Origin of the sequence: Geobacillus sp. LYN3, from assembly GCF_003064505.1 — a bacterium.
In the GTDB taxonomy this organism is placed as follows: Bacteria; Bacillota; Bacilli; order Bacillales; family Anoxybacillaceae; genus Parageobacillus_B; species Parageobacillus_B toebii.
Window position 1 is genome coordinate 1,004,313 of sequence record NZ_QCWL01000001.1, and the last position, 13,897, is coordinate 1,018,209.

18 protein-coding genes and 2 pseudogenes are annotated in these 13,897 nt (G+C 41.0%); all 20 read left to right on the plus strand.

Going from position 1 to position 13,897, the window contains the following annotated elements:
- Positions 1-961, plus strand: a pseudogene (locus DCC82_RS05235) (IS256 family transposase); the annotation flags it as partial.
- A 308-nt stretch (positions 962-1,269) separates the two neighbouring features.
- Positions 1,270-2,691, plus strand: coding sequence for a SpoVR family protein (locus DCC82_RS05240; RefSeq protein WP_097354147.1), 1,422 nt, complete (start codon positions 1,270-1,272; stop codon positions 2,689-2,691).
- Between the two features lie 551 nt (positions 2,692-3,242).
- Positions 3,243-4,592: a cytochrome ubiquinol oxidase subunit I gene (locus DCC82_RS05245; RefSeq protein ID WP_012749259.1), complete on the plus strand. Its 1,350-nt coding sequence runs from the start codon at positions 3,243-3,245 to the stop codon at positions 4,590-4,592.
- Positions 4,589-5,602: a cytochrome d ubiquinol oxidase subunit II gene (locus tag DCC82_RS05250; protein ID WP_012749260.1), complete on the plus strand. Its 1,014-nt coding sequence runs from the start codon at positions 4,589-4,591 to the stop codon at positions 5,600-5,602. The genes DCC82_RS05245 and DCC82_RS05250 overlap by 4 nt, the downstream gene beginning before the upstream one ends.
- Positions 5,603-5,615: 13 nt before the next feature.
- A complete protein-coding gene (cydS, locus tag DCC82_RS18825; RefSeq protein ID WP_012749261.1) occupies positions 5,616-5,714 on the plus strand; it encodes a cytochrome bd oxidase small subunit CydS family protein in 99 nt (32 codons plus the stop codon).
- 152 nt (positions 5,715-5,866) lie between these two features.
- Positions 5,867-6,256 (plus strand): DsrE/DsrF/DrsH-like family protein, encoded by a 390-nt coding sequence (locus DCC82_RS05255; RefSeq protein ID WP_062754009.1) that lies wholly within the window; start codon positions 5,867-5,869, stop codon positions 6,254-6,256.
- 13 nt (positions 6,257-6,269) lie between these two features.
- Positions 6,270-6,503 (plus strand): glutaredoxin family protein, encoded by a 234-nt coding sequence (locus tag DCC82_RS05260; protein WP_003252684.1) that lies wholly within the window; start codon positions 6,270-6,272, stop codon positions 6,501-6,503.
- 320 nt (positions 6,504-6,823) lie between these two features.
- Entirely contained in the window at positions 6,824-7,390 is a 567-nt protein-coding gene (locus tag DCC82_RS05270) for a class I SAM-dependent methyltransferase (protein ID WP_097354148.1), read from the plus strand.
- Between the two features lie 146 nt (positions 7,391-7,536).
- Positions 7,537-7,926 (plus strand): sulfurtransferase, encoded by a 390-nt coding sequence (locus DCC82_RS05275; protein ID WP_216368308.1) that lies wholly within the window; start codon positions 7,537-7,539, stop codon positions 7,924-7,926.
- Positions 7,893-8,153, plus strand: a complete 261-nt coding sequence (locus tag DCC82_RS05280; RefSeq protein WP_012749266.1) for a metal-sensitive transcriptional regulator — start codon at positions 7,893-7,895, stop codon at positions 8,151-8,153. The genes DCC82_RS05275 and DCC82_RS05280 overlap by 34 nt, the downstream gene beginning before the upstream one ends.
- A gap of 91 nt (positions 8,154-8,244) precedes the next feature.
- Positions 8,245-8,472, plus strand: a complete 228-nt coding sequence (locus DCC82_RS05285; RefSeq protein WP_003252677.1) for a sulfurtransferase TusA family protein — start codon at positions 8,245-8,247, stop codon at positions 8,470-8,472.
- A 56-nt stretch (positions 8,473-8,528) separates the two neighbouring features.
- The gene (locus DCC82_RS05290; protein ID WP_012749267.1) at positions 8,529-9,011 is read left to right on the plus strand and encodes a DsrE/DsrF/DrsH-like family protein; all 483 of its coding nucleotides are present in this window, start codon (positions 8,529-8,531) and stop codon (positions 9,009-9,011) included.
- Positions 9,012-9,023: 12 nt separating this feature from the next.
- Complete coding sequence (locus tag DCC82_RS05295; protein WP_012749268.1) at positions 9,024-9,389, plus strand: rhodanese-like domain-containing protein; 366 nt, start codon at positions 9,024-9,026, stop codon at positions 9,387-9,389.
- Between the two features lie 19 nt (positions 9,390-9,408).
- On the plus strand, positions 9,409-9,705 hold the full coding sequence (locus tag DCC82_RS05300; protein ID WP_012749269.1) for a rhodanese-like domain-containing protein: 297 nt from the start codon (positions 9,409-9,411) through the stop codon (positions 9,703-9,705).
- Positions 9,706-9,732: 27 nt separating this feature from the next.
- Positions 9,733-10,302, plus strand: a complete 570-nt coding sequence (locus DCC82_RS05305) for a sulfurtransferase TusA family protein (RefSeq protein WP_012749270.1) — start codon at positions 9,733-9,735, stop codon at positions 10,300-10,302.
- Positions 10,303-10,349: 47 nt separating this feature from the next.
- Positions 10,350-11,486, plus strand: coding sequence for an MBL fold metallo-hydrolase (locus tag DCC82_RS05310; RefSeq protein WP_012749271.1), 1,137 nt, complete (start codon positions 10,350-10,352; stop codon positions 11,484-11,486).
- A gap of 19 nt (positions 11,487-11,505) precedes the next feature.
- Positions 11,506-11,733 carry a sulfurtransferase TusA family protein gene (locus tag DCC82_RS05315; RefSeq protein WP_012749272.1) on the plus strand — a complete coding sequence of 76 codons (228 nt, stop codon included), beginning with the start codon at positions 11,506-11,508 and terminating at the stop codon, positions 11,731-11,733.
- A 63-nt stretch (positions 11,734-11,796) separates the two neighbouring features.
- The gene (locus DCC82_RS05320; protein ID WP_012749273.1) at positions 11,797-12,591 is read left to right on the plus strand and encodes a sulfite exporter TauE/SafE family protein; all 795 of its coding nucleotides are present in this window, start codon (positions 11,797-11,799) and stop codon (positions 12,589-12,591) included.
- A 101-nt stretch (positions 12,592-12,692) separates the two neighbouring features.
- Positions 12,693-12,983: a hypothetical protein gene (locus DCC82_RS05325; RefSeq protein WP_012749274.1), complete on the plus strand. Its 291-nt coding sequence runs from the start codon at positions 12,693-12,695 to the stop codon at positions 12,981-12,983.
- Positions 12,984-13,218: 235 nt separating this feature from the next.
- Positions 13,219-13,788, plus strand: a pseudogene (locus DCC82_RS05330) (alcohol dehydrogenase catalytic domain-containing protein); the annotation flags it as partial.
- Positions 13,789-13,897: the final 109 nt, after the last annotated feature.

Genomic DNA, 13,897 nt, shown 5'->3' on the forward strand with positions numbered 1-13,897 from the left:
GTTCCAAGAGACCGAAACGGGGAATTTCAAACACAGTTGTTTGCCCCTTACCAACGGCACACCGGCTGGCTGCAGGAAGCCATCATTAGGATGTACCAAAGTGGCATGAGCACACGGGAAATTGGCAAGTTTATCGAACGAATTCTAGGAAGCACCTATTCTCCTGCGACGATCAGCCGGATTACCGATGTCGTGAAGGAAGACATCGAGAAATGGCACGCTCGTCCACTACACCAGCGTTATTCGGTCTTGTATTTGGACGGCTTGTACGTGAAACTTCGCCGCGATACGGTAGAGAAAGAAGTCATTTATGTGGTATTAGGTGTGAACGAAGAAGGAGATCGTGAAATTCTGGATTTCTTCATAGGAGGACAGGAAAGCGCCTATGTATGGCAGGAGATTCTCCAACAGCACTACAAAAGAGGCGTCAAGGAAGTGTTTTTAGGCGTCTTCGATGGCCTTCCGGGGCTAGAGGAAGCCTTTAAGGCGGTGTATCCGAAAGCCGATGTGCAGCGCTGTGTCGTGCACAAAGTCCGCAACACCCTCAGCCGTGTTCGGAAAAAAGACCAATTCGAAATGGCAGAAGATTTGAAACTTATTTATCGATCTCCGAATAAAAAAATTGCACTGGAGATGTTTCAACAATTTGAGTCGAAATGGTCTGGTAAATACTCGAGAGAAGTTCAATCTTGGGCCAACGAGTTGGATGTCCTTCTCATTTATGGACTATCCAAGCAGTATTCGAAGTGTGATTTACACGACGAATGCCATCGAACGAACGATCAAAGAGATTCGGAAACGTCTAAAGCCGATGAACAGTTTGAGCAGTTTAGAAGCCGCGGAAAAAGTCGTGTATTTGACCATCCAAGATTTTAATGAGAAATGGGCAGGGCGAAAGTTAAGAGGATTTGCCGAAGCACAGGAAGCCCTCGAGCGAATGTTTGAAGAACGTTACAATTAACCAAATAATGTAAATATCAAACCAATACGATAAGGGGATTCTCCCTTTCTGCGCAATAGACTGAATATTCAGTCCCTCGTGTGGAGGAAACTAGTCCCCTATCCATTCCAAATCCATTTCAGAGATACCCTATCTATCTTGCATTACGCAAAATTCTTGACGGTACCCGATATTCATCCATATATTGTTTAATCATAATCCAATTCTTCCCTAAATAATTACCAATTGATATGGAATGGACTTATACGTATCAAAACTCCTTTTTTCTCATACATTGTGATAAGAGGGAAAAGGGGGGAGAGATGTGCATGCGACAAGATGATTTGAAGAAGTTGGAACGGGCGATTGCGGAGATTACGGAAATCGCTGAAGGGTTTGGGCTTGATTTTTATCCGATGCGTTATGAAATTTGTCCAGCGGATATTATCTACACGTTTGGTGCGTATGGCATGCCAACGCGGTTTTCCCACTGGACTTTTGGCAAGCAGTTTTACAAAATGAAACTGCAGTACGACCTGGGATTAAGCAAAATTTACGAGCTAGTCATTAATTCTGACCCTTGTTACGCATTTTTATTGGATACAAATACGCTGATTCAAAATAAATTAATTGTTGCACATGTATTAGCGCATAGCGATTTTTTCAAAAATAACGTTCGTTTCAGCAATACAAAGCGGGACATGGTCGAAAGCATGGCAGCGACCGCCGAGAGAATCAAACATTACGAACATCAATATGGAAAATTCGAAGTAGAAAAATTTTTAGATGCGGTATTGGCGATTCAAGAGCATATCGACCCGTCACTGCTTCGTCCGAAATTATCATGGACGTGGGAAGATACGGAAATATATGAAGAGGAAGAGCCGCCAAAAACATCGACGCCATATGACGATTTATGGAAGCTTGATGAAAAAGATCGTCCAGCTCCGCCTCCGCGTAAAAAGCGACGGAAATTCCCGCCGCAACCGGAAAAAGACGTATTATTGTTTATTGAAGAATATAGCCGTGAGCTGGAAGAATGGCAGCGCGACATTTTAACGATGATGCGCGAAGAAATGCTATATTTTTGGCCGCAGCTTGAAACGAAAATCATGAACGAAGGCTGGGCGACGTATTGGCATCAACGGATTTTACGGGAAATGGATTTAACGAGCGAAGAGGCGATTGAATTTGCGAAATTAAACGCCAATGTCGTGCAGCCATCTCGCACAGGGATTAATCCATATTATTTGGGGTTGAAAATTTTTGAAGATATTGAAGAACGTTGGAACAACCCAACGGAGGAAATGAAAAAACTTGGGGTGAAGCCAGGATCGGGACGCCAAAAAATTTTTGAAGTACGTGAACTCGAATCCGATATTTCGTTTTTGCGTAATTATTTAACAAAAGAATTAGTGATGCGCGAAGATATGTATTTATTTCAAAAGCAAGGAAGAGAGTATAAAATCGTCGATAAAGATTGGGAGCACATTCGCGACCAACTCGTCAGTATGCGTGTCAATGGCGGATTTCCATACATTACAGTAAATGATGGCGATTACATGCGCAATGGTGAATTATATTTAAAACATTGGTATGAAGGAATTGAATTAGACATTAAATATTTAGAAAAAGTTCTTCCGTACATTTATCAGTTATGGGGCCGCGCTGTTCATATGGAAACGGTCGTTGAAGAGAAGCCTGTATTATTTACGTATGATGGAAAAACAGTGCATCGAAAATATATATAAATTCAATAAAAAGAGCTGCTTGAAGACAGCTCTTTTTTTATGTGTTTGAACGTTGTTTGTAACGCTGTTGTTTGGTTATTATTTTTAAGTATAAGGAAATGGTTATCATCATTGCCGATGGTAACCATTTTATTTTTTTGGGATCCATAAGCATACTGTGCAAAAATTGTATGGTATAAAACATTTTTACATTTATAAGCCTGTTAATCATGACAATTTTGTGACAAACATCACAATGTCACTATCTTGTCAAAGTTATTTTGTTATTTCTTCATGATTTATTGATAAAGTAAAAAGTAATAAGTAATAAGTACCGTATTAACTATTGATAAAGTAAATACGGCGGAAATAGAAGGAGGAAAAACCGTGTGGAAACGCCAAGAAAAATGGCTTGTGACCGTTAGTTTTCTTGTTGCCCTGATTATGTTTCTATCAATTGTTGGCAAATTGTTTTCATAAAAGGAGAAACTTTGTCGAAAAATATTTTTTTGACACCCCTGAAACGGCTACAACCGTTGATATATCAACATTTATAGAGGGAGGATATGGCAATGTGGAAATATGATCCGGTGCTGTTTAGCCGGTTGTTAACGGAATTAACGTTAACGTTTCACATTATTTATGCGACGATTGGTGTCGGTGTTCCGTTGATGATTGCAATTGCGCAATGGGTAGGTATTCGAAAAAATGACGAACATTACATTCTACTTGCGCGAAGATGGACGCGCGGCTTCGTTATTACGGTAGCCGTCGGCGTTGTGACGGGAACAGCGATCGGACTGCAGTTGTCATTATTATGGCCAAACTTTATGCAACTTGCAGGTCAAGCCATCAGCCTTCCACTGTTTATGGAGACGTTTGCCTTCTTTTTTGAGGCGATTTTCCTTGGGATTTATTTATATACGTGGGACCGGTTTGAGAATCAGAAGAAGCATTTATTGTTATTGATTCCAGTGGCGATTGGTTCTTCGGCTTCGGCAATGTTTATTACGATGGTAAACGCGTTTATGAATACTCCGCAAGGTTTTGAGTTGAAAGATGGAGTCATCACGAATATCGAGCCGCTTGTGGCCATGTTTAATCCAGCGATGCCGACGAAAGTAGCACACGTATTGACAACCGCCTATATGACTTCTGCTTTTGTCTTGGCGTCCATCGCTGCTTGGCATTTGATGAGAGGCAACCGCCATGTTTATCATAAAAAAGCGCTGCATTTAACGATGAAAACGGCATTCATTTTTTCGCTTGCAAGCGCACTTGTCGGTGATTTATCAGGAAAATTTTTGGCGGAATATCAGCCGGAAAAATTAGCGGCGGCGGAATGGCATTTTGAAACGAGTACACATGCGCCGCTTGTGCTGTTCGGTACGTTAGACGAAAACAACAATGTAAAAAATGCGATCGAAATTCCATATGCGTTAAGCATTTTAGCGCATAATCATCCGGGCGCGGAAGTGAAAGGGTTAAATGAGTTTCCGGAAGATGAAATACCGCCGCTTTATATCCACTATTTATTTGATGTAATGGTTACGATCGGAATTTTGCTTACGATGGTATCGGCTGTTTATTGGCTTGGTAAACAGTGGAAATGGAAATTTATCATGAATAAATGGTTTTTAGCATTGCTTGTCACTACAGGCCCATTGGCAATGCTGGCGATTGAAGCAGGCTGGTATTTTACCGAAGTTGGCCGGCAGCCATGGATTTTGCGCGGTTATATGAAAACGGCTGAAGCGGCGACATCATCGGGACATGTAGATACGATGCTTGTTGCTTTTTCGATTTTGTATCTCATTTTAGGAATTGCAAGTGTGACAGTGCTGATTAACATGTTCCGAAAAAATCCGGTGGAAAAAGAGTTAGCGGAACGCTCTCTTGAACGGGAGGTAGTATCCCAATGACATTAGAAATTATAGGTATATCTGTCTTATGGCTGTTTTTATTTGGATATGTCATCGTTGCATCGATTGATTTTGGTGCCGGATTTTTCAGTGCGTACAGCGATATCGCGAAGAAAAAACATATTTTGCATAAAATCATTCAGCGTTATCTTTCCCCGGTATGGGAAGTAACGAATGTGTTTCTTGTCTTTTTCTTCGTTGGAATCGTTGGATTTTTCCCGAAAACGGCGTATTATTACGGAACGATTTTGCTCGTTCCCGCCAGCATCGCCATTCTTTTGCTTGCTATTCGAGGTTCCTATTACGCCTTTAACACATACGGAGGAACAGAGCGGAAATGGTATCTGTTTGCTTACGGATTAACTGGATTATTCATTCCAGCGTCATTATCGATCGTTTTAACGATTTCTGAAGGCGGGTTTATCGAAAAGCAAGGAGAAACGTTGACACTATTATATAAAACATTATTTGTTAGTCCTTTAACGTGGAGCGTTGTGCTGCTCAGTATTACAAGTGTATTGTACATTTCAGCGACATTTCTTACGTATTATGCCAACGAAGCAGGCGACATGCAGGCGCGTGAATTGTTGCGGAAATATGCGCTAAGCTGGAGCGGGCCAACGATTTTATCGGCGCTTCTTATCATTTATCAGCTGCGCCACCATAATCCGGAGCATTATAGCAACATGTTAAACGTTGCTTGGATGTTTGCCATATCATTTCTGTTTTTCGTGTTGACCGTTTATTTGCTTTGGAAAAAGAGATATTTCGGATGGGCGTTTGTTAGCTTAGTGATGCAATACGCGTTCGCGTTTTACGCATACGGCATTTCTCACTATCCGTATTTGTTGTACCCATACTTGACGATTTACGACGGATTTACGAATAAAACGATGGCGATCGCGCTTGTTATCGCGTTTATCGCGGGATTTTTGCTGCTTATTCCATCATTGTACCTGTTGTTAAAACTATTTTTGTTCAACAAAAAATACGTAAAAGGACAATTATAAGGAGGAGAATGCGATGCAAACGTTTTTGCTTATGTATGCACCAATTCTCATTGTGGCGCTATCGGTGGTTGCTGCGTTTTGGGCCGGATTGAAAGACGAACAAGTCGAGTAGGACTTCCTGCTCGACATTTTTTATATTTGTTCGTTGACATGGATGGAAAAATCGATTACTATAAGAACTAGATTAAATACCCATACATGTATATGTAAATAAAAATATTTTATTTCGTAAAAACTATGATCGAGAAAAAGGAGGACTTCATGATGAAAGTAGCGATTATCGCAGCTAACGGTGGTTTATTTGACGCATACAAAGTATTTAATATTGCCACAGCGGCAGCAGCATCTGAGGCGGAAGTAGGCATTTTTTTCACGTTTGAAGGGTTGAATCTCATTCATAAAGAAGCACATAAAAACTTACCGCTTCCAGAAGGAAAAGAGCATTTCCAAGAAGGATTTCAAAAAGCAAATGTTCCATCGATCGAAGAGCTTGTAAAAATGGCGCAAGAATTAGGTGTGAAACTAGTTGCGTGCCAAATGACGATGGATGTCATGGGCCTTGACAAAGATCAATTTGTCGATGGAATTGAAGTCGCTGGCGCTGCAACATTTCTAAACTTTGCAAAAGACGCCGACATTACGTTGACGTTCTAGTGGAGGGACGAAAATGAAACGAGTTACGGTATATACGACAACGACATGTCCGTATTGTGTAATGGTAAAAAACTTTTTACGTGAACAAGGCGTTCCGTTTGAAGAAGTCAACGTGCAACGGGATCCTGTCGCGGCTCGGAAACTTGTTGAAACAACAGGGCAAATCGGAGTCCCGCAAATCGAAATCGATGGTCAATGGGTAATCGGATTTGATCCGGACGCCATCATGCAATTACTGCAACGTTAGCAAGATATGGGATGTCATTGCTGGAAAAGAACTTGTTCCAACAATGATTAACGGCAAGAAATGGTTCGTTCTTGATGTATGCAACAAAGAGATATTCGATGATTGAAAAATGGAAGGAAAGAAACATATACGATTGGAAGTATGTCAAACGGATATGGGAAAATTTCAAGCAGATAAAGAACAACAACGGGGAATGGAAATCGATCCAAACCGTTGTGCAATTTGCTAAAAATGCATCAGCAAGAAAAAGCTTCGGATTATGGATTCCGAAGCTTTTTGATTATAATAATCATTAAAAAAAGAATACAGGAGGATTTATGATGGCAGGGCATCGTTTTCATCCAGAAAAGGCGGAAAAATTATTAGATCCGAAGCGAAAAGAAATCATTGCTCCAGAACGGGCAATAGAGATATTGCAAATCGGAACGCAAGATGTCATCGTTGATTTGGGAGCTGGCAATGGGTATTTTACCGTGCCAATGGCGAAAATGACGAAAGAAAAAGTATATGCTGTCGATGTACAACAAGAAATGTTGGAATTTTTAAAGACACACGCAGAAAAAGAACAAGTGGACAATATTGAATATATACTTGAGGATGTATCGAATACGTCTTTGCCTTCACGATTGGCGGATAAGGGGCTCATGTCGTTCGTGTTTCATGAAGTAGATGATCATGACGCAGTGCTTGCTGAGATACAACGGGTGATGAAACCGAACGGAAAATTTCTGATCATTGAATGGGAAGCGGTAGAAAGCGAAATGGGGCCGCCGCTTCATGAGAGAATTCCTTCTCAGCAATTGCTAGAATATATGAAAACAAAATACCAGAATGTGGAATTTTTCTCCTTTCATCCAACCGTATACGGTATATTGCTAACGTATTGAGGCAACAGTGGTTGTCTCAATACATGTCGGGATGATGAACGATACATCATTTATCCACATATTGTTAAAATAAAACAGTTGCTAATATACCTATAAGGGTATATAATAAACACAGACATCAATGATGGAGCGAGGTGATCGCTATATTGTATATCATCAGCCTGATTATTTTCAGTTTATTATTCATAGCATTGTATCGCCGTTATTATCCGGTAAGCGGTGTTCCATGCATAGATATAGCCGATAAACGAATCAAGGATATGGTTGTGTTAGATATTCGTGATTATAACGAAACAACAGAACCGCCTATTGCTAATTCTCTTCATATTCCGTATGCTTATTTAAAACGGCATTTTTCTAATATTCCCAGTAAATCGCTTCATATTATTGCAAACGATGAAATCGAAAAAAATTTAGGCGTACGTTTTTTACGACGCCGCGGTTTTGACGTACAAAGCTATTCAATCATCCATTGTCCTTGTCGAGAAAGGGGAAATGAAAAATGGAATACAATAAAGAAATCAAAAACCGCTTAAGACGGATTGAGGGACAAGTGAAAGGCGTTCTTAGCATGATGGAACAAGGAAAAGACTGCAAAAGCGTTGTCGCGCAATTATCGGCGGCACGCAATGCGATTGATCGCGCCATTGCGGTCATTGTAAGTACCAATTTAGAAAATTGTCTGCGCGAAAGCATGGAAAAAGGAGAAAAAACGGAACATTTAGTCAAAGAAGCGGTAGAGCTATTAGTAAAAAGCAGATAAGTCAACTCTTGAAAAAAGGGTTGACACACTCTTTTACACATATTAATATACCTATAGGGGTAATGGTAAAATAATAAGGAGGTTATCCATCATGAATGTAAATAAAGTATTAGATGCGAAAGGATTAGCTTGTCCAATGCCGGTTGTAAGAGCGAAAAAAGCGATGGATGAATTAACATCAGGGCAAGTGCTCGAAGTGCAAACAACGGATAAAGGATCAAAAAACGACTTGCCGGCATGGGCAAAAGCAAGCGGCCATACGGTTATTGATATGAAAGAGGAAAATGGCGTATTGACGTTTTGGATTCAAAAAGGGTAATTTTTTAGCTGTCCATATACCTATATAAGTATATGTATATGGAAGGAGGGGACTTAATGTCGCAACAAAAGAAAAAAACAACGATTATTTTATTTAGCGGCGACTACGATAAAGCGATGGCGGCTTACATCATCGCGAACGGTGCCGCCGCTTATGACCATGACGTCACGATTTTTCATACGTTTTGGGGATTGAACGCATTGCGAAAAGACGGGCATATTTCGGTGAAAAAAGGGTTTTTGGAAAAAATGTTTGCCAAAATGATGCCGCGTGGAGCGGATCGCATGGGGCTTTCCCGCATGAACTTTGGCGGCATCGGACCAAAATTAATCAAACACGTTATAAAAAAGCATAACGCGATGCCGCTGCCACAATTAATCGAAATGGCAAAAGAGCAAGGGGTTAAGTTAGTCGCGTGTCAAATGACTGTTGATTTATTAGGGTTGAAACCAGAAGAATTGATCGATGGCATTGAGTTTGCTGGAGTGGCAACGTATTTGGCGGATGCGTCAGAAGGGAACATAAACTTATTCATTTAAAGGTGATTACGAATGGCACAAACAGTAATAAATATCGTTTTATTCCTGTTGCTCGCTTGGTTTATTGCAATCCGCGTCATTCCACCGCGTGGAGTACGGATGATTACAACAGCAGAGCTAAAGAAAGAATTAGGAAAAAAAGATGTGCAGTATGTGGATGTACGTACTCCCGCGGAGTTCCGCGCGAATCATATTCGCGGATTTAAAAATATTCCCCTTCATGAACTGCCAAAACGTGCCAACGAATTATCCAAGGAAAAAGAAGTGATTGTGATTTGCCAAAGCGGAATGCGAAGTACAAAAGCCAGCAGACTATTGAAGAAACTTGGATTCCAATACGTAACAAACGTAAAAGGCGGAATGAACGCTTGGTCATAAAAAAAGGAGGGGATCGTTGATGAAACAATTAACGGCAAAAGAAGTTGAAAAACTTCTTCAAGAAGGAAAACAACTGAACATTATCGATGTTCGTGAAGTGGATGAAGTAGCGGCTGGGAAAATTCCTGGTGCGATTAATATTCCGTTAGGATTGCTCGAATTTCGCATGAATGAGCTAGATAAAAATAAGGAATATATCCTTGTTTGCCGTTCGGGTGGAAGAAGCGCGCGCGCAGCTCAACTGCTGGAAAGTCATGGATATCATGTGATCAATATGACTGGCGGCATGTTGGACTGGGAAGGACCTGTGGAATAAATAAAACGGCAAAAGGAGGAATGCAGCATGATTCGTGTAGATATGACAGTCGATGCAAAGGGATTATCTTGTCCAATGCCAATTGTAAAAACAAAAAAAGCGATCAATGACTTGCAACCGGGACAAGTGCTTGAAGTACAGGCAACCGATAAAGGTTCGAAAGCCGATATCAAAGCATGGGCGGAAAGTACCGGCCATCAATACTTAGGAACGATTGAAGAAGGAAACGTGTTAAAACATTATATTCGTAAAGCAAGTGACCATGAGACAAAAGGCGAAGCAACATATTCTCATGTAATTTCCAATGAACAGCTGGCGGAAAAAATAAATGATGATTCTGTGGTCATTATAGATGTCCGCGAGCCGGCGGAGTATGCGTTCGGACATATACCAGGCGCTATTTCGATTCCGCTTGGAGAATTAGAAGACCGCATCCATGAGTTGCCGAAGAATAAAACGATTTATGTTGTTTGCCGTACTGGAACGCGCAGCGATTTAGCGGCACAAAAATTAACAGAAAAAGGATTTACTAATGTATGGAATGTCGTCCCAGGCATGTCAAAATGGGAAGGACCGCTCGATACAGCTCAATCCTGATTGAGCGGTTTTTTAAAAAACAAAAATATACTATAGGGGGTATAAAAATGACGGTAAAAGAAATGACGGTGCAAACATTAACAGAAAAAGTATTAAATAAAGAACATCTCGTTATTTTTGACGTACGCAACGAAAGCGATTTTCATGATTGGAAAATTGAAGGGGAGAACTTTGAATATATTAATGTTCCATACTTTGAGTTGATTGATGGTGTAGATTCGGTTATCGGCCGCCTTCCAAAAGACAAAGATGTTGTCGTCGTTTGTGCCAAAGGCGGTTCAGCGGCATTTGTGGCAGAACAATTAGTAGAAGCCGGATTTGACAACATTTACACGCTCGTTGGCGGCATGAAAGCGTGGAGCGAACATCTTCATAAAGCAAAAGTATATGAAGATGACAAGATGAAAGTATATCAATTCATTCGTGTCGGAAAAGGATGTCTCTCTTATATGGTGATTTCCGGAAACGAAGCGCTTGTCGTTGACCCATCGCGGTTTATTGATGTATATGAACAAGTCGCACAAGAAGAAGGGGTAGCGATTACGCATATCGTCGATTCCCACTTACATGCAGATCATATTTCCGGCGGAAAAGCGTTAGCAGAACGTACAGGAGCGACATATTACTTGATGAAAAGCGAAGGAGCGGTGTTTGATTTCGAACCGCTGGAAAAACATGACCGCATTGATTTTGAACAAGTGCAATTAGAAGTATTAGCGGTGAAAACGCCAGGGCATACGCCGGGAAGTGTTTCCTTCTTCGTGAATAATCAATTGCTTTTCTCTGGAGATACGATTTTTGTCGGCGGACTCGGACGCCCGGATTTAGGCGGAAAAGCGGCGGAATGGGCAGCGGATTTATACGACACGGTATACGAAAAAGTAGCCGCGATTGCGGATGATGTAATCGTTCTGCCTGCCCATTACGCTAATTTGGATGAAGAAATGAGCAAAGCGGGATATATCGGCGATACATTAGGCAACATTCGTGCCCGCAACGACATGATGCAGCATAAGAAAAAACAAGAATTTATCGATATTGTCGTGCAAAACGCAAACACAGAGACACCGCCAAACTTTGAAGACATCGTAGCGATTAACCGCGGGCTGAAAGCGGTCGACAAGGAACAGCAGCAAGAACTCGAAATCGGTCCAAACCGTTGCGCGCTGCATCATACCCGTTAATTTGAAGGGAGTTGAAAAAATGAATGGGAATAAGGTCGTCGATACAAAAGGATTATCTTGTGCCATGATCGTTGTGAAGGCAAAAAAGGCTATCGATGAATTGCCACCCGGTCAAATACTTGAAATCGAAACAATGGATCAAGGAGCAAAAAATGATCTAACCGCTTGGATAAACGTAAGCGGTCATGAGCTAGTCGATTATAAAGAAGAAAATGGTGTATGGAAATTTTGGGTTAAAAGAAAATAATCATTCGGGGGTACGTATAAAGTACCCCCTAGTTTTCGAAAAGTCAAAAGGGGTAATGTATTGATGGAATTGACATTGAATTTCATCATCGTGATTTTTCTCATTGGCTTTATCGGTTCATTTATTTCTGGAATGGTTGGTATTGGAGGGTCCATTATTAAATACCCGATGCTGCTTTATCTTCCGCCGTTATTTGGGCTTGCTTCGTTCAGCGCCCATGAAGTATCGGGAATTAGCGCGGTTCAAGTGTTTTTTGCGACGATTGGCGGCGTTTGGGCGTATCGAAAAAGCGGTTATTTAAATAAAACATTAATTCTTTATATGGGGATTAGCATTTTGATCGGCAGTTTCCTTGGCGGATTCGGTTCAAAAGTGATGAGTGAAGGAACAATTAATGTCGTGTACGGTATTCTTGCCGCGTTGGCTGCTGTCATGATGTTTGTTCCGAAAAAAGGCATTGACGATATTCCAAGCGATCAAGTGACCTTTAACAAATGGCTTGCCGCTGCATTAGCGCTTGTCATTGGGATTGGTTCAGGAATCGTTGGCGCAGCGGGAGCGTTTTTGCTGGTGCCTACTATGCTTGTTGTGTTAAAAATCCCAACACGAATGACGATTGCCTCTTCGCTGGCGATTACGTTTATTTCCTCCATTGGTTCGACGTTTGGAAAAATCACAACGGGGCAAGTGGAACTGCTTCCTTCCATCATCATGGTTATTGCCAGCTTAATCGCCTCTCCTTTAGGAGCAAAAATGGGCCAAAAAATGAATACAAAAATATTGCAAGTTATTTTAGCGTTTTTAATTTTAGCGACAGCCGTAAAAATTTGGGTTGATATTTTACAATTTCAAGTATAAATAGGAACCGCGTTTTATTTCAATCATTTCATTTCCCTGTATAGTTTGCTTTAAATCGCCCACACTAGCTGGTGAAAATATCAAGGAGGGTGTGGGCGTTAATGAAAGAAGTATTGCAACGTGTCAAAGAAAAGCTAGAACAATCGTTTGACAATCCGGGCGCTTACGATTTGGAACAATGTCTCCGCGAACTCGAGCAGTTAAAGGCGACGGCAGGCGACAAACAACAAATGATGGAAGATGTCATTCGCGCTATCACCCACGCGAAAAACGCGCAAGCACAGCTTGCCAATGCGGGCGATGAGTCGGCAACGAACGCTTTTGCCGAAGCGTATCGGGCGCTTGATCAAGCGATTGAATCTTACAGCAACGTAGATAATGATCCGGTGTGAATAAGAGAAGATTTCCTAGTAAAAAATGTTTGTTGAAGAAAGCTTGTTTACTGTTGTTTGGGAGAGAAGATCCACAAAGAGAAAAGCCTAAGCAGAAAAAATCTTCGACAAAACCTTGATACAATATTGACAAAATTTCGACACAATATTTTATTGATGGTTCATTGAAATATCAATTTATTTTTCTATAAAATAAAAATTGGAAAAAGTGAAACTATTCAGGGAGGTACCAAAAATGAAAGCCCTTACCTATCTGGGACCAGGAAAAAAAGAAGTAATGGAAAAACCAAAGCCGAAAATTGAAAAGGAAACCGATGCAATCGTTAAGATCACAAAAACAACGATTTGTGGAACAGACTTGCATATTCTTTCAGGGGATGTTCCTACTGTAGAAGAAGGTCGAATTTTAGGGCATGAAGGCGTAGGAATTATCGAAGAAGTTGGTTCGGGCGTAAAGAATTTTAAAAAAGGCGATAGAGTGCTGATTTCTTGTATTACCTCGTGTGGAAAATGCGAAAATTGCAAAAAAGGATTATATGCTCATTGCGAAGATGGCGGCTGGATCTTAGGACACTTAATTGATGGAACCCAAGCAGAGTATGTAAGAATTCCACACGCAGACAACAGTCTTTATCCAATTCCGGAAGGCGTGGATGAAGAGGCACTCGTCATGCTTAGTGACATTCTTCCGACAGGATTTGAAATTGGTGTGTTAAACGGCAAGGTTCAGCCTGGACAAACCGTTGCCATTATCGGAGCTGGTCCCGTAGGTATGGCAGCGCTGTTAACGGCTCAGTTTTATTCACGAGAACATCCGCCGGAAGCCTACTGCTTTAGCTGTGGGAGGAAGGCGGGGTTTATATTTTCAGTATATATTGAATTTTTTCGTTCAATATAAGTACACTGGATTTAGA

Bases quoted from the DNA above. Each gene is read 5' to 3' on its own strand.
- DCC82_RS05315 (WP_012749272.1), top strand. From the start codon at position 11,506: ATGAATGGGAATAAGGTCGTCGATACAAAAGGATTATCTTGTGCCATG.
- DCC82_RS05295 (WP_012749268.1), top strand. From the start codon at position 9,024: ATGGCACAAACAGTAATAAATATCGTTTTATTCCTGTTGCTCGCTTGG.
- DCC82_RS05280 (WP_012749266.1), top strand. From the start codon at position 7,893: ATGGAATACAATAAAGAAATCAAAAACCGCTTAAGACGGATTGAGGGA.
- DCC82_RS05285 (WP_003252677.1), top strand. From the start codon at position 8,245: ATGAATGTAAATAAAGTATTAGATGCGAAAGGATTAGCTTGTCCAATG.
- cydS (WP_012749261.1), top strand. From the start codon at position 5,616: ATGCAAACGTTTTTGCTTATGTATGCACCAATTCTCATTGTGGCGCTA.
- DCC82_RS05245 (WP_012749259.1), top strand. From the start codon at position 3,243: ATGTGGAAATATGATCCGGTGCTGTTTAGCCGGTTGTTAACGGAATTA.
- DCC82_RS05260 (WP_003252684.1), top strand. From the start codon at position 6,270: ATGAAACGAGTTACGGTATATACGACAACGACATGTCCGTATTGTGTA.
- DCC82_RS05255 (WP_062754009.1), top strand. From the start codon at position 5,867: ATGAAAGTAGCGATTATCGCAGCTAACGGTGGTTTATTTGACGCATAC.
- DCC82_RS05320 (WP_012749273.1), top strand. From the start codon at position 11,797: ATGGAATTGACATTGAATTTCATCATCGTGATTTTTCTCATTGGCTTT.
- DCC82_RS05250 (WP_012749260.1), top strand. From the start codon at position 4,589: ATGACATTAGAAATTATAGGTATATCTGTCTTATGGCTGTTTTTATTT.
- DCC82_RS05325 (WP_012749274.1), top strand. From the start codon at position 12,693: ATGAAAGAAGTATTGCAACGTGTCAAAGAAAAGCTAGAACAATCGTTT.
- DCC82_RS05305 (WP_012749270.1), top strand. From the start codon at position 9,733: ATGATTCGTGTAGATATGACAGTCGATGCAAAGGGATTATCTTGTCCA.
- DCC82_RS05300 (WP_012749269.1), top strand. From the start codon at position 9,409: ATGAAACAATTAACGGCAAAAGAAGTTGAAAAACTTCTTCAAGAAGGA.
- DCC82_RS05270 (WP_097354148.1), top strand. From the start codon at position 6,824: ATGGCAGGGCATCGTTTTCATCCAGAAAAGGCGGAAAAATTATTAGAT.
- DCC82_RS05290 (WP_012749267.1), top strand. From the start codon at position 8,529: ATGTCGCAACAAAAGAAAAAAACAACGATTATTTTATTTAGCGGCGAC.
- DCC82_RS05240 (WP_097354147.1), top strand. From the start codon at position 1,270: ATGCGACAAGATGATTTGAAGAAGTTGGAACGGGCGATTGCGGAGATT.
- DCC82_RS05310 (WP_012749271.1), top strand. From the start codon at position 10,350: ATGACGGTAAAAGAAATGACGGTGCAAACATTAACAGAAAAAGTATTA.